This window comes from Rhodococcus jostii NBRC 16295, from assembly GCF_001894825.1.
GTDB classification, from domain to species: Bacteria; Actinomycetota; Actinomycetes; order Mycobacteriales; family Mycobacteriaceae; genus Rhodococcus_F; species Rhodococcus_F jostii.
This window is the reverse complement of record NZ_BCWY01000029.1, coordinates 80,981-98,561: the sequence shown is the minus strand read 5'-3', so window position 1 is coordinate 98,561 and position 17,581 is coordinate 80,981. Positions and strand designations below refer to the sequence as shown.

The following is a 17,581-nucleotide window of genomic DNA, read 5'->3' as shown; positions in this document are numbered from 1 at the left end:
GACACTGCTGATCGGACGCTCAGTCGCAGGACGTGTCGCCTGCGTTGACCACGGCCAGGTCGGCGGGGATTTCCACGTCTTCCGGCTGGCCGACCCGCACGTCCGACATGTCGAGCGGAGTGTCGATCGGACTCGGCGTCTGCACGGTGCCGGAGAAGCTCGAACCGAGGGCTACCTCGACGACGGTCCCGAGTCCGGTGGTCGACTCGAGCACTGCGCCCGGGAACGACGAGGCGAGGGTGGCCGCCTCGGCCTCGTGGCCGGGTGAGAACCGGATGACGGTCTCGCCGCTGGTGCCCGTGTAGTTGCCGACGTTGTAGATCTGGAAACCCTCGGCGGCCAGTGAGTCGGCGACGGTCGCGGCCAGGCCCGACTCACCCGATGCGTTCGATACCTGGACGGTGACGCTGGACGGGTCGACGGCCTGGACCGACGGCGGTGTGGGCGCGGCCTGCGGTTCGGGGGCGGACGACGGCAGCGGTTCCGCCCGCTTCTCGCCGGGCAGCGCTTCGTCGTCGATGATGGCGCGGAAGATGGCCTTGATGTCGTCGGTGCGGGGAATCTCGTTGCCCCACTCGGTGGTGCCCGCGGTGGGGACCGTCAGGAACGTGACGGCGCCCGCGTCGACGTTCTGCAGGGAGCGACCGAGCGTGACCAGCGATTTCGTGTCGATGTTCTCCACGAACGTGTCGCGGGTGAAGGCGTTGATGAAGCCGTTCAGCTTGCCGGGATTGAGCAGCACCTGACTGGACAGAGCACCCCGTAGCAGGGCGGAGAGGAATCTCTGCTGACGGTTGATGCGGCCGTAGTCGCCGTTGCCCTCCGCCTCGACGTGTCTGGCGCGGACGAAGTTCAGCGCCGTCTTTCCGTCGAGCATCTGGGTGCCCGGCTGCGGCAGCACGGTGCCGAGCACGTCGTCCTCGAGCGGTTGCGTGGTGCAGACCCGGACGCCGCCGATCTCGTTGACCATCGACTCGAAACCGGCGAAGTCCATGCCGACGAAGTGGCCGATCTTCAGGCCTGACATCTTCTGGATCACCTTCACCAGGCATTTCGGTCCGCCGAGCGCGTAGGTGGCGTTCAGTTTGTCGCCGTCTGCGGCGGGGAAGGTCTCGTCGGTGTAGGTGCCACTGTCGTTGTCCCAGCCCTGACAGACCGGCCGCTCGACGTCGAGGTCGCGGGGGAACGACACCGCGACCACCCGGCTCCGGTCGGCGGGGATGTTGACGAGCATGACCGTGTCGGCGCGAGATCCCTCGGCATCGTCGATGGTGCCGGCACCCACCTCGCCGCTCGCACCGGCGCGGGTGTCGGTGCCGACGATCAGATAGGTCTCGTCACCGGTCTGCCCGACGGCGTCGACGATGTCGGTCGATTCGGTGTCGAGGGCCGCGATCTGGTCGAACTTGCCCTCGGTTGAGCGGAGGTAACCCCACACGATGCCGGTTCCGGCGAGCGCGACCACCGCCACGAGGGCGACGACGGCGCGTCCTGCCGCGCGGAGGCGTTTCCGTTTCCGGGTCTTGCTCAGGGCCAGGCGGGTGACACCCGGGTTGCCGACCACCTGCGGTGCGGCGGTGGTCTCGGCGGAATCCGCGACCCACTCGGGCTCGGGAGCGCTCGGCGGCGGCTCCGGCGGGGGAGGCGCGGCAGTGGTCTTGCGTGGCGGAACCCCGGGAGGCGGCGGCTGCCGCTCGTCGATCGGGGGAATGGTCTCCGTCTTGTCCGGATCGTCCGGTCTGTTCGGGTCGACCGGCTTGTTCGGTTCATCCGGTTTGCTCGGGTCGTCTCCGGAGACCTTCTTTACCAGGTCTGCCACGGAGAGGGCTTCGGTGGGACCGCCCGCGGCGCGACGACCGATCCGGCCGCTGTCGTGGCGGGACGGTTCGGTGCGTTCTACCTGTGCGCGGCGCTCGGGAGGCGCGGGAGGTTCGGGAGGCCGGCGCTCGGGAGGTGGCTGTCGCTGCGGGAGCCGCCGCCGTCGTCCCGACTGGGCTTCTCGGTAGCTCCGGTCCGCGAGAGGACGCTCCCAGGGGGCCCGGGATTCGGGAGTCGGTGAGTCCGAACTGTGATCATCACCCACCGATGCAACCTGACCTCTCCGCCGACTCGGACCTCCGTCGGCCCCGACGGATTCCAGCCATAGTACTTATCGAACGCCTGGGCTCCGCACATGTAGCGAGGTGACGCGCGTTCGTGCCGCTAACCACCAGAATGCATGAGGTCGGCGCCGGTGGGCACGAGGCAGTCGTCGGGGTCGTCGAGCCAGCCCTCGGGGAGCGCGACCGTGCCGGGTGATCCCTGCCGTCCGCGCGGTCCCTCGGCGTCCTTGGGGAACGGGATGGTGGGATCGAGTTGGACGAGGAGGTCGTCGAGTTCGGTGAGGGTGCTCACGAGGGCCATCGCGACGCGCAGCTCCGACCCGGCGGGGAAGCCCCGCAGGTACCAGGACACGTGCTTGCGCAGTTCACGCAGACCCTTGTCCTCCCCGTGGTGATCGGCGAGCAGTTCGGCATGCCGGCGGATGATGGTGGCCACCTCGCCGAGGGTGGGGGGAGTGGGCTGCGGGTTTCCGTTCAGCGCCGCGCTCAGCTCGGCGAACAGCCACGGCCGGCCGAGGCATCCGCGGCCGACGACGACGCCGTCGCACCCGGTCTGCTCCATCATGCGGGCCGCGTCCTCGGCAGCGAAGATGTCGCCGTTTCCGAGGACCGGCACGTCTGTCACATGTTCCTTGAGGCGGGCGATCTCGTTCCAGTCGGCGGTGCCGGAGTAGCGCTGCGAGGCGGTGCGCGCGTGCAGCGCGACCGCGGCGGCGCCCTCGCCGGCGGCGATCCGGCCCGCGTCGAGATGCGTGTGGTGCTCGGCGTCGATGCCGACGCGGAACTTGACGGTCACCGGGACGTCGGTGCCCTCGGTCGCCTTCACCGCCGCCGCGACGATCCGGCCGAACAGTGTGCGCTTGTACGGCAGGGCGGCGCCGCCGCCCTTGCGGGTGACCTTGGGGACCGGGCAGCCGAAGTTCATGTCGATGTGATCGGCCATGTTCTCGTCCACGATCATCTTGGCCGCCGCGTACGTGGTGTCGGGATCGACGGTGTACAGCTGCAGCGAACGCGGTGTCTCGGTCGGGCCGAACGTCGTCATGTGCAGGGTCGCGGGTTGCCTCTCCACCAGGGCACGCGCCGTCACCATCTCACAGACGTACAGGCCGGACGTGCTGCCCGCGCGCTCCGTCTCGAGCTCACGGCACAGCGTGCGGAACGCGACGTTGGTGATGCCGGCCATGGGGGCCAGAACCACCGGACTGCGCAGCTCGAGCGATCCGATTCGAAGGGATGACATTGACGACCTCTGGGAAAGTGCTGGATTCAAAACTGTGCCCGGTACCGAATCCGGTACCGGGCACAGGATAACTGTTTGCGCTACGACGCCTTCTGCTCGCGCTTCTTGGCCTCGCGGGCCAGCATGCGGTCGCGCTGCTCCTCGAACTTGGTGGCCTGGCCCTCGAGGTTCTCGAGGAACTTGCCGAGGCTCTCGCGGATCTCTTCGCCGCGCGCGGTGAAGTCGTTTCGCTCGAAGACGTTCCACTTGCGCAGAACGGGCATCACGACCTCTTCGAGGTGCTGGCGGAGGTCGTAGATGCCGTGCTTGGCCATGAGCACGCCGTTGCGCCGGAAGTTCGGCATGCCGGCGCCGGGCATCTGGAAGTTCTGGACGATCATGTTGATGGCCTCGAGCGCCTGGTCGGGTGCGAGGTCGAGGGCCGCACCGCACATGTTGCGGTAGAAGATCATGTGCAGGTTCTCGTCGGCGGCGATGCGCTGCAGCATCTTGTCGGCGATCGGTTCCTTGCACGCCTTACCGGTGTTGCGGTGGCTGACGCGGGTGGCGAGCTCCTGGAACGTGACGTACGCGACGGAGTGGAGGAAGCCGGCGTCGACGTCAGCGGGCGAGGCGAAGCCGTTCGTCATGTGCTCCATGCGGAATTGCTCGAGCTGGACGGGGTCGACGGCGCGGGTCACGACGAGGTAATCGCGCATCACGATGCCGTGACGATTCTCCTCGGCGGTCCAGCGGCCGACCCAGGTTCCCCAGGCGCCGTCCTGCGAGAAGTTCTCCGCGATCTCGCGGTGGTACGACGGCAGGTTGTCCTCGGTGAGGAGGTTGGTGATCATCGCGGCCTTGGCGACCTCGTCGAGCTGCGACTGCTCGGGGTCCCAATCGATGCCGCCCATCGCGGCGAAGTTGCGTCCTTCGTCCCACGGAACATAGTCGTGGGGATGCCATTCCTTGGCCATGGAGAGGTGGCGGTTGACGTTCTCTTCTGCAACCGGCGACAACTCCTGCAGCAGTTCGAGTTGGGTCAGATCCCTCGCCATGTGTAATGCCTCCAGGTAGCTCAATTTGACTTTGTTCAGCCTACGGCACCGTAAGTAGGTTGGTAAACGCCGTCGGCGGCCCGGGAACCGTCTAAGTTACCGATCCGTAATGGACCTTCCGGGATGAGTCGCCGCGACGCGGCAAACCGTTACATGACAGTGTACTGATGTGGTTTCGTGTGCGGTGACCAGCGTAATCATCCCAGGGAGAGATCATCACAGCGACGCGCGGACAGTTGTGGACGATCACAGTTTTGTCGAGTTCCACAGATTCCGCGGCATATCTCGAGCCGTGTCGGGGGTTGCGCTGCAGCACGTTCATCAGGCTGTCAATATGCTGGGAAAATGTTTCACCCCAGGTGTGAACATCGCCACCCCGGGTTCCGCTCAGCTTCCCCGAGCAGCATGCTCATGAGCGGAGGTAATGAATGAGCACTGGTTCGATCAGCGACGCATCCGCCCCGGCGACCGTCCGGGCCGGCACCCCGAGCCCGCACGAACGGGGCTCCCGCGGCTACCGAACCATCACGCTCTCCCTCTTCGCGGCCGGCCTCACGACGTTCATCTCCATGTATTCGGCGCAGGCGCTGCTGCCCGCGTACGCGGACGGCTTCCACGTGTCCCCGGCCGTGTCCGCCCTGTCCGTGTCGGTCACCACCGGACTGCTGGCGGTCGCCATCGTCCCGGCCAGTGTGATGTCGGAGCGGTACGGGCGGACCCGCGTGATGGTGCTGTCCGCGCTGGTGACGTGCATCGTGGGTCTGCTGCTGCCGCTGAGCCCGAACATCGGGTTGCTGCTCGCGGGCCGGGCGATCCAGGGCGTCGCGCTCGCCGGGATACCCGCGGTGGCGATGGCGTACCTCGCCGAGGAGGTGCACCCGAAGGATCTCGGTGCGGCGATGGGCCGCTACGTGGCGGGAACGACGATCGGTGGTCTCGTCGGACGACTGGTGCCGTCGGCCGTCGTCGATGTCGGTTCGTGGCGGTGGGCGATGGAAGCGTCGGCGGTCCTGGCGCTGGTGTTCGCCGTCGTGATGATCCGCACGCTGCCCGCGTCGCGGTTCTTCACTCCGCAGCGTGTCGACCCGAGAACTGTGCTCGCGAACGTGGTTGCCCATCTGCGTGATCCGGCGTTGCGAACGTTGTTCGCGCTCGGGTTCATCCTGATGGGCGGATTCGTCTCGGTCTACAACTTCCTCGGCTTCCGGCTGAGCGCCGCGCCGTTCGGTCTTCCCGAAAGTGTTGTCGGACTGGTCTTCCTGCTTTATCTGGCCGGCACCTACACCTCGGCCGCGGCGGGCGCGCTGTCCGACCGGATCGGCCGTCGCCGGGTGCTTCTCGGTGCGGTGGGCACGACCGCGGTCGGGCTCGCGCTCACCGTGGCCGACTCGCTCCCGCTGGTGCTTCTCGGTATGGCGCTGTTCACGGGTGGTTTCTTCGGTGCCCACTCGGTGGCCGGCGGATGGGTCGGCAGGCTCGCCACCCAGCATCGGGCGGAGGCGTCCGCGCTGTATCTGCTCGCCTACTACCTCGGTTCCAGCGTCGCCGGGGCCGCGGCAGGCGTGGCCTACGCGGCGGCAGGCTGGGTGGGGACCGCGGGGTTCGTCGGGGCGCTGCTGGTGGTCGCGCTCGTGTTGTCCGTCGTCATGTTCCGCCGGAACGGCGACTGAGGGCGGCGTCGACACCCCCGGACTTCCGACCCCAGTGAATCCCCGGTGTCCGTTATGCCTGTTGCGGTACGTCGGGGTGCTGCCGACAATCGTCACATGGGCAACAACATGAGCCGCCTGGAAGAGATCGTCGCCGAGTTGCCCGAAGCCGTGCGGGTGGACGTCGCCCAATGGGACGGGCACCCGACGTTCCGGGTGAGGGGGAAGAACTTCGTGTTCAGTGATGTGGAGGCCACCCGGCTGACGGTGAAGCTGACCGTCGGCGAGGCCGAAGCCGTGGTCGCCACCGAACCCGGCGCGGAGCCGGCGGGATACGGTCTCGGTAGACACGGCTGGGTTGCACTGGACGTCACGGACGCGGACGGGCCACGGTGGGAGCAGTTGCGTGAGTGGATCAGGACGTCGTACACGCTGGTCGCCCCGAAGCGACTGGCCGAGCAGGTGCTGGACGAAGAACCGTTGCCGACGCAGGGAGACCAGTCATGACGACCGAGAACAGCGCATCCACCACGACACCCGCGAAATCGGGGCTGCCGGCGTGGGCCAAGAAGGCCATCGGCGTGGCTGTCCTTCTGGTGGTCCTGGTCATCGCCTACTTCATCCTCGCCGCCTACCTTCCGCGGGCGTGGGCTCAGAACGTCGGCGGACTGGCCGACGGCAGCTTCGCGGGCGGCATCCTGTGGGGCCTGCTGTTCGGCACCGTGTGCACCCTGCTGCCCCTGCTGCTGTTCCGCTGGGCGTGGCGGCTGTTCCGCCGGCGCCGCTTCAAGCCGATGCAGATCGTGTTGCTGATCGTCGGGGTGCTGGTGGTGATTCCCAACCTGCTGACCCTCAGCGTGGTGCTCGGCGGCAACAGCGCGGCGCATGCGGGGGAGCGGATCATGGACGTGGACGCCCCCGGGTTCCGCGGTGGGTCGCTCGCCGGCGCGATCATCGGGGTGGTGCTGTTCCTCGGCGTCGCCGGAGTCAGCTTCACCTACCGCAAGCGCGGTGAGGATCTCGCCGAGATGCGGAGAGACGCGAAAACGAAAGACGTGCAGGCGGGCGGCGACGGGCCGCCCGCCGGACCGTCACCTGCCACTCCGTAGGACCTCACCACACCAGTACGGGCTTGATCACCGTGCCCGCGGCCTGATCGGCGACGGCACGGTTGATGTCGTCGAATCGATACCGGGTGACGAGGCGGTCGAACGGGAACTTTCCTTCCGCGTGGAGCGCCAGCAACTGCGGAATGAACTGCTGCACGGTCGAATCGCCCTCGACGCAGCCGCGGAGCGTCTTGCCGTTCAGCATCAGGTCCTGAACGTTCACGGTCACTTCGGGCGCGCCGAGTCCGACGACGACCGCGCTGCCCCGCGCCCGCAGGGACGCCAGCGCCTGACCGATAACGACCGAGTTCCCCGTCGTGTCGAGGGTGTGGGTGGCACCGCCACCGGTCGCGGCACGGATCTCGGCGACCACGTCCTGGGTCCCCGGATCGATCGCCGTCGCGCCGAACTCCTCCGCGAGTGCACGCCGTGCGGGCACCGGATCGACCGCGAGAAGCGTTGCGACGCCGACCGACCGCGCCGCGAGCAGCGCGGCGAACCCGACGCTCCCGGCGCCGAACACCACCACGCTCGAATCACCGTCCGGTCGAAGCACGTTCAACACGGCACCGGCACCGGTCTGGAACCCGCAGCCGAGCGGAGCCGCGGCGGCCAGGTCGACGGACTCGTCGACGACGACCACGTTGTCGGCGGTCGCGAGGACGTGCTCGGCGAAGCTGGACTGGCCGAAGAAGGCGGCGCGTACGGGTTCGCCGTGCTGGGTGACGGTGGCCGACCCGTCCGTCCGTCGGCCCGAACTGTTCAGCCGGTGCGCGTTCTCGCAGTACGCCGGACCCGCGGTGCGGCACTGGCGGCAGTCACCGCAGTGCCGGTAGCTGAGGATCACGTGATCGCCGGGGGCCACCCCGGTCACGCGGGATCCGACGTCCACCACGACCCCGGCGCCCTCGTGCCCGAGAACGACGGGGCCGACGGCTCCGGGAAGTGCCGCCTTGGTGAACAGATCGGTGTGGCACAAGCCGGTGGCGACGATGCGCACCACAACCTCGTCCTCGCGAGGTTCGTCGAGTCGGACCGTCTCCAGCGTGAACGGAGACTCGGGGCCTCGTGAGACCGCTGCCGTGATCTGCATTGCTGTTCCCCGGGTTTCGCGACGTCCAGGCTCTGACACCGGGCGGATCTCGGTCGTACGGATCTCAGTCCCTTTCGAGCAGGAAGTAGTAGTGCCTGCCTTCGTCGAGGACCAGTGCAGACTTGCCGTTCATGATGCCCATGAGGGTGGCGTCGTCGACCCTCTTGAAGTGGTCGAAGATGGGTGCGCCGTCGTAGACCATGGTCGCGGTGACCTCGCCCCGGAATTCGATGTTCCACAGGCTGGCTTCGCCGTTGCCGCTCTTGACGTCGGAAAAGAGGTTGCCGTCGGAGTCGCGGCAGATCAGGGGTTTGGCGTCCTCGAGCGAGACGAACGTCTTTCCGTGCCAGCGGCTCGCGAACAGCTTTTCGTGCAGGCGATGCCCGGTGGCGAAGTCGTCGCCCTTCCAGCTGCCGAGGATGTCTTCGGCCCGGACGGTGTCGAGCGCCGCCCAGACGGAGTCGAGGTCGTCGGGGGAGACTCCGCTGTCCCGCTCGCGAAGCGCGTGGAACGTGCGGCGGGCCTGATCGATATCCATGGGCAGTCCTCGGGTCGGGTGCTGACAAGCAGGTCACGCGGTTTCCGAACCAAACTGTTCGGCGGCTTCGGAGGCTACGCCGAACCAGATGGTTCGGCAACGGGCAATTTAGGATGTCGGCATGCGATCAGCGGGAGAAGCCACGCGAGACCGGATTCTCGCGGCGGCCAAGGAGGAGTTCGCCCGCTACGGAGTCGCGGGGGCCCGGATCAACCGAATCGCGGAGGCTGCCCGCGCGAGCAAGGACCGTTTGTACGCGTACTTCGACAGCAAGGAGGCGCTGTTCGCCGCCGTCATCGAGCAATGGATTGCGGAGACGACGGAACAGACGGCGTTGCGGGGGGACGATCTGCCGGGGTACGCGGGCCGGTTGTTCGACGACTATGTGGCGCACCCGGAGAACGCGCGACTGCAGGAGTGGGCCGACCTGGAGATGCACGAGGAGATCGCCGACAGTGATGCGCGGATCCGCACGCTGCGGCCCAAGGCGGACGAAATCCGCCGCGGGCAGCAGGAGGGGTTCATCGATCCGTCGTGGAACGCCGGCGAACTGCTGCTCGTGATCACCGACATCGCCCGCTCACTCGCCACCACCGGCAGCGGCGGCCGGAAGTGGGACGGCGGAAGGTCGGTGGAACAGCGACGACAGACCGCAGTCGAGGCGGTTCGGCGTCTGATCGGCATGCCTTCGGCGGAGGATGCGCCGGGCGGGTAGTGGACGGTCATTCCCCTTACTCGGCATGGTGCCGAGTAAGGGGAGAGTGCCCCCAGTAGGGCTCGAACCTACGACCTGCGGATTAAAAGTCCGTAGCTCTACCAACTGAGCTATAGGGGCGCGGGGCCAGAGTCTAGTGCGCGAACTGTGGCCGAGAAAACAGCACCCCCGACACGGCGCGCCGCGCGGAGGTGAAAAGGGTCGGCTCGGGTGCGCACCCCCTGCAGCGCACCCGAGCCGACCCAAATTATACCACTTGGTGTGTTTTTGGCAGCGGTCTGGTATCGAACCCATAAAGTTCCTCAAGTTTGTTACGCGCATTTTATTGACTTGAAGACTGCTGTGTCGGTTTTTTCAAAACGGGGATACTGTTATGTATGGCTTCAGGCTCGTCCTCGCAGGGCGAGAGAGTGGGGTTACTACATCTGGGAGAGGGATCCACCGCAATGGCACGTCAACAGGAGCGTGCGCGACGCACTCGCGCTGCGCTGGTGGAGTCGGCCGCGATCGAGTTCGCCAAGCGCGGTTATGCGGCAGCGTCGGTCAACACGATTCTCGAAGGCTCGAACGCCACCAAAGGGGCGATGTACTTCCATTTCCAATCGAAGGAAGAACTCGCCCGAGCAGTCCTCCAGTCCGGAATCGAGCAGTTCTCTGCCCTGACCGACCGGTGGACGCGTCGCACGGACATCGGGCCCTTCGAGGCCCTCCACGGCTTCGTTCTCGATCTCGCGAAGCTGTTCCATTCGAGTGTCATCGTCCGGGCGGAGTTCCGGCTGATCGTCGAACCCGAGTTCTATCCGGACGTACAGTCCGGCGGCTCGCAGGTCTGGGGGCGGACCGCGCACGAGTTCGCCGTCCGTGCTCAGCGCGACGGTCTGCTGCGCGCGGACGCCGACTCCGAGAAGTTCACCCGGGTCCTGGCGGCGTCGCTTGCCGGCCAGCGGTACATGTCCGACATGACTGCGCTGGAGGGCGACCTCGGCGAGCGGTTCACGGAATCGCTCGAAGTGGTCCTCACCGCGATGGCGTCACCCGAATGGCTGGAGAGCTTTGCGAGGGAAGGATGGCCGGATTCGGGCTCAGAACTGCCCGATTCGTAGTCTGACCTGGCGATTTGGGAAATTCTCGATCCGTGTCCTAAGCTATCCAAGCTCCCAACGGAACGCCGTTGAGGTACTGGTTCGGAGAAATCCGACGGGCCCCCTTCGTCTAGCGGCCTAGGACGCCGCCCTTTCAAGGCGGTAGCGCGGGTTCGAATCCCGTAGGGGGTACGTTTGACCGGTGTCGAGCATGCGGTATGGTTCGACGGCAGTAAAAAGTGACACGCAGTATCGCTTTATACTTGTAAAGCACAGCAGGACAAGCAAGGCCCTGTGGCGCAGTTGGTTAGCGCGCCGCCCTGTCACGGCGGAGGTCGCGGGTTCGAGTCCCGTCAGGGTCGCAAGTGTGTTGCCAATACCCGGTATTGGCAACACCGTGCGATAGGCATTCGGTTCGGGTGCCGTCCGGCCAGGTAGCTCAGTTGGTACGAGCGTCCGCCTGAAAAGCGGAAGGTCGCCGGTTCGATCCCGGCCCTGGCCACCACGATTCAATGAAACTCCGTTGTCGAGAACGTCGACAGCGGAGTTTTTTCGTTGTTCCCCACGTGAGTGCGAATGTGTGTCCGAGCACACATTCGCACTCACATGGGGTCAGGCTCCCGGGTCAGACGGACTCCGAGCGGCGACGCAGGGTGGCGAAGATCTCGTCGTAATGCAGGTGTGCCATGAAGTGCCCACCCGTGCGGATGTTCAGGGTGGCGCCGGGGATTCGGCGGGCGAGTTCGGGCGGCCAGTGCGTCGGCACCAGTTCGTCTTCGCTTCCGCCCCAGACGTCTACCGGCACGGTCAGATCCTCGGGCGCGAACCCCCACGGCCGCATCCACGCGCGGTAGTCCTCGACTATCCCGGGTGCCGTCCGTAGCGCCTCCCCGGACATCAGTGAGAAGTTCCGGACGGGCTCGCCGCGGAGTACGGCGGCGTCCGCGGCGCCCAGGTCGCGGGCGCCGAGCCGCCGGAACAGCACCGGCGCGTGCAGTGCGACGGCACCCATGACGCGAAAACAGATCCGGGCGACGAGCGGAGCGTGCCGGGACAGCCGGGTGAAGACGCGGTCGCCGGCCGGAAGCTGCGCGAACACCCCCGGTTCGGTGAGGGGGAGAGCCCCGGCGATCACCGCGGCACTCGTCACACGCGACGCCGCGGCGGATCCCACGGCGAGTGCGTACTGTCCGCCCATCGACCACCCCATGACACCGAAACGGTCGACGTCGAGGTGATTCGCGAGGTCTTCGACGTCCTGGGCCCAGTCGAGGATCGTCCGGCCCGGCTGGGGATCGGACAGGCCGATCCCGGGACGGTCGGGGGAAAGGAGCCGGATTCCGGCGTCGCGGGCACTCCGGTCGGCGGCCGCGACGTCGAGACGCCCGGCGAGGCCGCCGTGGGCGTTGACGACGAGGAATCCACCGGGGTCGCCGTATTCCGCACAACCCATCAGGCGGCCGTCGCGCAGCCGGATCACGCGGTCCTCGGGTCCGACATGAACTCTGGGCACGGGCAGCCTCCGGCGGTCGAGGTCAGTGTATCCGCGGGAGCGCTGCGCATCCCGGACGTCGGGACCACCGGAACCGGTGCCGTCGCCCGACGACGCCGAGGTGGCTGTCGCTAGGCTGACGTCCATGAGCAGTGCTGAAGAGCCGCTGACCGCGGGCCGCGACGGACTGTTGTCGTTGCTTCGCACCGGGCAGCTGCCCTCGCGTGGGGCGAAGGCCCCGCAGCGGGAGCGTTACCAGCGGATCGTCGCCGCGGCGATGGAACTTGCCTCCGAGGGCGGGTACGACGCCGTGCAGATGCGGGCCATCGCCGACCGGGCGGGGGTCGCCCTGGGCACCGTGTACCGCTATTTCCCGTCGAAGAACCACATGCTGGTGATGGGTCTGCTGATGGTGTTCGAGGGAATGCGGTCCCGGTTCGAGGACGTCGCGATCCCCGGTGACACGCCGTCCGAGCGGATCCTGTTCGTCCTCCGGAAGAACACGGAAGTGCTCGAGAAGGACCGGCCGCGCTACGAGGCGCTGGTCCGCGCATTCATGTTCGCGGACGCGTCGGCGTCGGCCGAACTGGACGCATTCGGCGCCCTGATGACCGAGATGTTCGCCAAGACCATCGGGGTGGAGCGGATCTCCGACGACCAGTTGAACGCCATCCGCGTGATCGGCGACGTCTGGATGTCGAGCCTGGTGTCCTGGGTGGCGGGCCGGATCTCGGTCGACGAGGTGATGGCCCACCTCGGGCTGGCGGTCCGTCTCGTCTTCCGGCGACTCGGCGGTTAGCCCGTCAGCCGCCGATGCGCCCGAAGTACGCGTCGCGCAGCACCGCCCGGTCGTCGATCTCGCCGGCATCCGCATCCAGGACGACGCGTCCGACGTCGAGAACCGTGACGTGATCGGCCACGCTCATCGCCGCGTCGACCGCCTGCTCGACGAGGAGCACCGCCAACCCGGTCTCCTTGAGGGCCGTCACGCGTTCCATCACCTCGTTGACGATCACGGGTGCGAGGCCGCCGGACGGCTCGTCGAGCAGGAGCAGGGTGGGTTTCGCCATCAGCGCCTGTCCGATCGCCAGCATCTGCTGCTGCCCGCCGGACATGGCGCCCGCGAGGAGGTTACGTTTCCGGCCGAGGACGGGGAACAGCTCGTAGATTCGGTCCACCTCGTCGCGGACGGCCGATCGTCGCATCCTGCGAACGTAGCCGCCGAGGATCAGGTTCTGTTCCACGGTTTGCCGGTGGAACACCCGCTTCCCCTCCTGCACGTACGCCATTCCCTGGCGAACTCGCCGGTGCGGCGCCATCTTCGCGATGTTGCGGCCGTCGAACTCGAGGGTGCCGGAGGTGATCTTGTTCAGTCCGGAGATGGCCCTCAGGGTGCTGGTCTTCCCGGCGCCGTTCCGCCCGAGCAGTGCGGTGACCTTCCCTGGCCACACGTCGAGGGAGACGTCCCACACCACCCGGAGGTCGCCGTAGCCCGACTGCAGATTCCGCAGGCTCAGGAGGGGCTTCGAAGTGTGCTCGCTCATCAGGTCGCCTCTCCGGCCAGTTCTGTGTCTTCGGCGACGACGCCGAGGTATTCGCTGAGTACGCGCGGGTCGTGTTCGATCTCGGACGGCAGGCCCGCGGCGATCACGCGGCCCTGAGCCAGCACGACGATGGTGTCGGCGAGTGCCAGTACCAGACGGAAGTTGTGCTCGACCAGCACGATCGTGCAGCCGGCGCGTCCGAGTCGCCGGATCAGGTCGGCGAGGCGCTCCACCTCGTCCTCGTCGAGACCCGACGCCACTTCGTCGAGCAGGAGCAGTCGCGGCTCGGCGACCATCGATCGTGCGACCTCGAGCAGCCTCCGCATCCCCAGGGGAAGTGAGGTGGCCGTCTCGTCTCGCAGGTGCGCGAGGCCGACCGTCTCGAGTGCGCGTTCCGCCTCGGCGAGGTCGCGGGCACGGACCGTGCGGTAGCGGGGGAGCCGCAACACCGTCGGCAGCATCGACACCCGGTCGGTGCTGTACCGGCCCGAGGCCACGGCCTCGAGCACCGTGACGCCGTCGGGGATGTTGGGCGTCTGAAAGGTTCGTGCCACACCCACTCTGGCGACGTGTTCCGGGGCCATGCCCTGGACTTCCTTGTTGCCGATGAGGATTCGTCCGCTGTCGGGACGGTAGAAGCCGCAGATCATGTTCAGCATGGTGGTCTTGCCCGAGCCGTTGGGCCCGATCAGTGCGGTGACGCTGCCGGGTTCCGCCCGGAGGGATGTGTCGTCGAGCGCCTGGTTGCCGCCGAAGGCCTTCGAGATGCCGTCGACCACGAGTGTCTGCCCCGACATCGGCGCCGTCGCGGGCCGAGCGGTGTCCGTCCCGCGAACCGGTGCACCGCGACCGGTCAGGCCTGCCTTCCGGTCGAGCCGTGCCGTGACCTGCTTCGCCACCTTCGCCAGGCCACCGCTGAGGAGGACGCCGCCGACGATGAGGAATCCGCCGTAGAAGACGAGGGCGTACTGCTGGAACTCGGAGGACTGGTTCGGGCCGAGTTGCATGATCGCCGCGCCGATTACCGCACCGTAGACGCTCGTCGCTCCGCCGAGGATGCAGGCCGCCAGAACCGCTGTGGCGAACGTGAATCCGAACGCCTCCGGTGAGACGTACATGTCGATGTTGGCGAACAGGGCGCCTGCCAGCCCGGCGGGGAACGCGCCGATCGCGTAGCCGAGGAGCTTCATCCGGAATACCGAGATGCCCACCGACGAGGCCAGTACCGGGCTCTGCTTCAGAGTGCGGAACGCGATGCCGTGGCGGGAGACGACGAGGTTGCGCATGACCGCGAACCAGAGGATGGCGACGAGAACGACGACCACATAGAACCGGTCGGCGTCGATCACCTCACCGAACAGGGTCGCCGGTTCGATCCCGCTGAGACCGTTCCGGCCGCCGGTGGCGTCCCCGAAGACGGCGATGATGTCCGGGACGAGGAGGACGAGGAAGAACGACGTCATCGCCAGCGACCAGCTGCCGAGCCGCAGCCCGGGGATGCCGGTGACGATGCCGACCGCCAGTGCCACCAGACCCGAGGCGATCAACTGCAGCACGATGTCGGTGTACCCGGCGATCGACATCAACCCGGCGGTGTACGCACCGGCCGCGTACATCGCGGCCTGGCCGAGTGCGAGTTCACCCGCGTAACCGAGGCTGAGGTTGAGTCCGCTGACCACCAGCGCCAGGATGCAGGCAAGTTGCACCTGGCGGGACAGCGCGAAGCCGAGACCGAACTCCGGCAACAACAGCACGAGGAGCCCGGCGGCGAGCGGGAACAGCCAACCCGGAACCGAACGAATCAGACGCCACACCAGCATGTTCACACCACCCGTTCCCGGACCCTGCCGAACAAGCCGGCCGGGCGCACCATGAGGATCGCGATCAGGACCACGAAGACCGCGATGTTGCTGTACTGGCTTCCCATCTCGAGCGCGGCGAACGATTCGACGAGCCCGACGGTGACACCGCCGACCAGTGCGCCCGGCAGCGACCCGAACCCGCCGATCGCCAGGGCGACGAAGCCCTTGATGGCCAGCGCCGAACCCAGCGTGGCCACCGCGAACGTCTTGGGACCGACGAAGAGCCCGAGGAACCCGGCGAGCGCACCCGAGAAGGCGAACGCTCCGAGCGCGAGCGCCCGCACGTTCACGCCGCGGAGCAGGGCGGCCTCGCGGTCCTCGGAGATCCCGAGGAGCGCGAGACCCGTCATGGTCCGCTTACCGACCTGACCGAGGACGACCACCGCGACGACGGCCAGGATCAGCAGCACCACCTCGACCGGGTAGGCGCGTCCGCCGAGGATCGTGATCGGATCGTTCGAACCGAAGAACGGGACGGTGAGCGGTTCGCTTCCCCAGATCAGCTGTGTCGCACCGTTGATCAACGTCGCCGCCCCGAGAGTGGTGACGAGCTGATTCTGGTGATCGCGCACCGGCCGGACCGCGATGATCTCTTCGAATCCGGCCAGGATCGCGACCGTGACCGTCGCGATCACCGCGACGACGAGTACCGGCAGATCGAGGGTGACCAGTCCGGTGTAGGCGACGAAGGTTCCCACCATCATCAGCTGGGCCTGGGCGAAATTGAACGTGTGGGACGAGATGAAGACGATGTTGTAGCCGATCGCCACGAGCGTGTAGACCGCGCCCAGGGCGAGGCCCGACCAGACTATGGTCACCGGGATCTCCTGTGGTCGACGTGTCAGGCGCTCGGATTTCCGTACTGGCCGTTGAGGAGTGGGCTCGGAGGTACGAACTTGTACGCTTCGTCGCCCGGCTTCGACGCGTGCGACTCCACCGTGAAGTGATAGGACGGCGAGAACGCGGTTTCCGCGCTGTCGAGAACTTCCTGGTTCTCGAGGGCGTCGGCGAGCGCTTCGGGATCGGACGAGCCGGCCTTGTTCGCGGCGGCGGCGACGAGGGGCAGCGCGTCGTAGTTGTCGGCGAGGATCAGCGTCGACGGGATGTCGCCCATCGCCTTCATGTTGTCGACCATCGTGTTGACCGCGGTGTCCTGCGCGTCGTAGACCGTGCTCGACATGACGTGCATGACGAGATTCGCCGTGGCCGGCGTGCCGAGCACACCGTCCGGTGCCGGCTTGGAGACGAGTGACGTCCCTGCGACCGAGGTGTTTCCGATGAGCGGGATGTTCCAGTCGAGTCGCTGAAGGCTCGTGAGCAGGTATCCGAGCGGCGCACCGTAGGCGTCGACGACCAGCGCCTGGGTGCCGCGGTTCTTCAGCGACTGCAGTTGCGCCGTCATGTCCAGTGCCGCGGTGTCGTACTCTTCGGAACCGGTGCCGCTCACGCCCGCACCGCTCAACGCGTCTTCCATCGCCTGCCCGAAGACCTCGCCGTAGGCGCTGCTGCTGTGGACGACACCGACGGACTGGTATCCCTTGCCCTTGATGTATCGCGTGATGGTCTCGGCGTTTTCGGCCGGTCCCGACGCCAGGTCGAAGTTGAGCGGGTACTTCTCCGGGTTCGCCGAATCCTCGGTCGGCCCGATGTTGAAGGACAGGATCTTGTTCTGCGCAAGGATCGGCAGTGTCGCGGTGGTGATGGTCGACGGGCCGGAGTTGAGGAAGAGGTCGGGCTTGTTGCCCGACGCGATCGCCTCCCGGAGTTTCGACACGGCGTTGGTGGCGTCGCCCGCGTCGTCGACCACGGTGATCTCCACCTGCCGGCCACCGACGCCGCCGGCCCTGTTGACCGCCTCGGCGCTCGCCTTCGCTGAGAGCACGGATGTCTGAGCATTTGCAGCGAGCGCGCCCTGCCCGCTGATGCCGCCGGTCACGAGCACCCGGTACGGGCTGCCGGCGGCGTCGGCCACGTCCGCGCCCGACCCGGCGCATCCGGTGACCGCAAGTGCCGTCACGGCGAGCGCCGCAGTGAGAGCCGAGGATCGAATTCGCATGACCGCCCCTTTGACGAGAGAGAGAAGCAAGCAATTGCTTGGTGCGGCAAAAGGTAGCA

16 protein-coding genes and 4 tRNA genes are annotated in these 17,581 nt (G+C 67.1%); 9 read left to right on the top strand and 11 right to left on the bottom strand.

The window, feature by feature from the left end; all coding sequences use genetic code 11:
* Nucleotides 1-19: 19 nt before the first annotated feature.
* From RJ1_RS19970 to RJ1_RS19960, 3 genes are all read right to left on the bottom strand, one after another.
* Entirely contained in the window at nucleotides 20-2,083 is a 2,064-nt protein-coding gene (locus tag RJ1_RS19970) for an LCP family protein (protein ID WP_073363044.1), read from the bottom strand.
* A 119-nt stretch (nucleotides 2,084-2,202) separates the two neighbouring features.
* A complete protein-coding gene (gene dusB / locus RJ1_RS19965) occupies nucleotides 2,203-3,345 on the bottom strand; it encodes a tRNA dihydrouridine synthase DusB (protein ID WP_073363042.1) in 1,143 nt (380 codons plus the stop codon).
* An 80-nt stretch (nucleotides 3,346-3,425) separates the two neighbouring features.
* Nucleotides 3,426-4,382 (bottom strand): acyl-ACP desaturase, encoded by a 957-nt coding sequence (locus RJ1_RS19960; protein ID WP_073363039.1) that lies wholly within the window; start codon nucleotides 4,380-4,382, stop codon nucleotides 3,426-3,428.
* 428 nt (nucleotides 4,383-4,810) lie between these two features.
* Between RJ1_RS19960 and RJ1_RS19955 the strand changes: the two genes are divergently transcribed.
* The 3 genes from RJ1_RS19955 (at nucleotide 4,811) to RJ1_RS19945 (ending at nucleotide 7,140) form a co-directional block, all read left to right on the top strand.
* Nucleotides 4,811-6,052, top strand: a complete 1,242-nt coding sequence (locus RJ1_RS19955) for an MFS transporter (RefSeq protein ID WP_073363036.1) — start codon at nucleotides 4,811-4,813, stop codon at nucleotides 6,050-6,052.
* A 96-nt stretch (nucleotides 6,053-6,148) separates the two neighbouring features.
* On the top strand, nucleotides 6,149-6,538 hold the full coding sequence (locus RJ1_RS19950) for an MmcQ/YjbR family DNA-binding protein (RefSeq protein ID WP_073363033.1): 390 nt from the start codon (nucleotides 6,149-6,151) through the stop codon (nucleotides 6,536-6,538).
* Complete coding sequence (locus RJ1_RS19945) at nucleotides 6,535-7,140, top strand: hypothetical protein (RefSeq protein ID WP_073363031.1); 606 nt, start codon at nucleotides 6,535-6,537, stop codon at nucleotides 7,138-7,140. Before RJ1_RS19950 ends, RJ1_RS19945 begins: the two co-directional genes overlap by 4 nt.
* A gap of 4 nt (nucleotides 7,141-7,144) precedes the next feature.
* Here the strand turns inward: RJ1_RS19945 and RJ1_RS19940 are convergent, their stop codons facing one another.
* Together RJ1_RS19940 and RJ1_RS19935 are read right to left on the bottom strand one after the other, a co-directional pair.
* Nucleotides 7,145-8,233 (bottom strand): NAD(P)-dependent alcohol dehydrogenase, encoded by a 1,089-nt coding sequence (locus RJ1_RS19940; RefSeq protein WP_073363028.1) that lies wholly within the window; start codon nucleotides 8,231-8,233, stop codon nucleotides 7,145-7,147.
* A gap of 64 nt (nucleotides 8,234-8,297) precedes the next feature.
* Nucleotides 8,298-8,771: a DUF4334 domain-containing protein gene (locus RJ1_RS19935; protein ID WP_073363025.1), complete on the bottom strand. Its 474-nt coding sequence runs from the start codon at nucleotides 8,769-8,771 to the stop codon at nucleotides 8,298-8,300.
* A gap of 121 nt (nucleotides 8,772-8,892) precedes the next feature.
* Between RJ1_RS19935 and RJ1_RS19930 the strand changes: the two genes are divergently transcribed.
* Nucleotides 8,893-9,486 (top strand): TetR/AcrR family transcriptional regulator, encoded by a 594-nt coding sequence (locus RJ1_RS19930; RefSeq protein ID WP_073363023.1) that lies wholly within the window; start codon nucleotides 8,893-8,895, stop codon nucleotides 9,484-9,486.
* Between the two features lie 47 nt (nucleotides 9,487-9,533).
* On the opposite strand, the gene RJ1_RS19925 is transcribed toward RJ1_RS19930, so the two are convergent.
* Nucleotides 9,534-9,606 (bottom strand) — tRNA-Lys (locus RJ1_RS19925).
* A gap of 326 nt (nucleotides 9,607-9,932) precedes the next feature.
* Here RJ1_RS19925 and RJ1_RS19920 point away from each other — a divergent pair.
* The 4 genes from RJ1_RS19920 (at nucleotide 9,933) to RJ1_RS19905 (ending at nucleotide 11,073) form a co-directional block, all read left to right on the top strand.
* A complete protein-coding gene (locus tag RJ1_RS19920; protein ID WP_073363020.1) occupies nucleotides 9,933-10,589 on the top strand; it encodes a TetR family transcriptional regulator in 657 nt (218 codons plus the stop codon).
* A gap of 98 nt (nucleotides 10,590-10,687) precedes the next feature.
* Nucleotides 10,688-10,760, top strand: a tRNA-Glu gene (locus tag RJ1_RS19915).
* Nucleotides 10,761-10,856: 96 nt separating this feature from the next.
* Nucleotides 10,857-10,930, top strand: a tRNA-Asp gene (locus RJ1_RS19910).
* Between the two features lie 66 nt (nucleotides 10,931-10,996).
* Nucleotides 10,997-11,073: transfer RNA gene (locus RJ1_RS19905), tRNA-Phe, on the top strand.
* Nucleotides 11,074-11,193: 120 nt separating this feature from the next.
* Here the strand turns inward: RJ1_RS19905 and RJ1_RS19900 are convergent.
* Entirely contained in the window at nucleotides 11,194-12,048 is an 855-nt protein-coding gene (locus RJ1_RS19900; RefSeq protein WP_073363109.1) for an alpha/beta fold hydrolase, read from the bottom strand.
* A 157-nt stretch (nucleotides 12,049-12,205) separates the two neighbouring features.
* Between RJ1_RS19900 and RJ1_RS19895 the strand changes: the two genes are divergently transcribed.
* The gene (locus RJ1_RS19895; RefSeq protein WP_073363017.1) at nucleotides 12,206-12,859 is read left to right on the top strand and encodes a TetR family transcriptional regulator; all 654 of its coding nucleotides are present in this window, start codon (nucleotides 12,206-12,208) and stop codon (nucleotides 12,857-12,859) included.
* A gap of 4 nt (nucleotides 12,860-12,863) precedes the next feature.
* Here RJ1_RS19895 and RJ1_RS19890 read toward each other — a convergent pair whose 3' ends face one another.
* From RJ1_RS19890 to RJ1_RS19875, 4 genes are read right to left on the bottom strand one after another with little or no spacing between them, the layout of a single operon-like run.
* Nucleotides 12,864-13,604: an ABC transporter ATP-binding protein gene (locus RJ1_RS19890; protein ID WP_073363015.1), complete on the bottom strand. Its 741-nt coding sequence runs from the start codon at nucleotides 13,602-13,604 to the stop codon at nucleotides 12,864-12,866.
* Nucleotides 13,604-15,424: a branched-chain amino acid ABC transporter ATP-binding protein/permease gene (locus RJ1_RS19885; protein WP_073363012.1), complete on the bottom strand. Its 1,821-nt coding sequence runs from the start codon at nucleotides 15,422-15,424 to the stop codon at nucleotides 13,604-13,606. The genes RJ1_RS19890 and RJ1_RS19885 overlap by 1 nt, the downstream gene beginning before the upstream one ends.
* A gap of 2 nt (nucleotides 15,425-15,426) precedes the next feature.
* Nucleotides 15,427-16,284, bottom strand: a complete 858-nt coding sequence (locus RJ1_RS19880; RefSeq protein WP_073363009.1) for a branched-chain amino acid ABC transporter permease — start codon at nucleotides 16,282-16,284, stop codon at nucleotides 15,427-15,429.
* 23 nt (nucleotides 16,285-16,307) lie between these two features.
* Nucleotides 16,308-17,522 carry an ABC transporter substrate-binding protein gene (locus RJ1_RS19875; RefSeq protein WP_073363006.1) on the bottom strand — a complete coding sequence of 405 codons (1,215 nt, stop codon included), beginning with the start codon at nucleotides 17,520-17,522 and terminating at the stop codon, nucleotides 16,308-16,310.
* Between the last annotated feature and the right edge of the window lie 59 nt (nucleotides 17,523-17,581).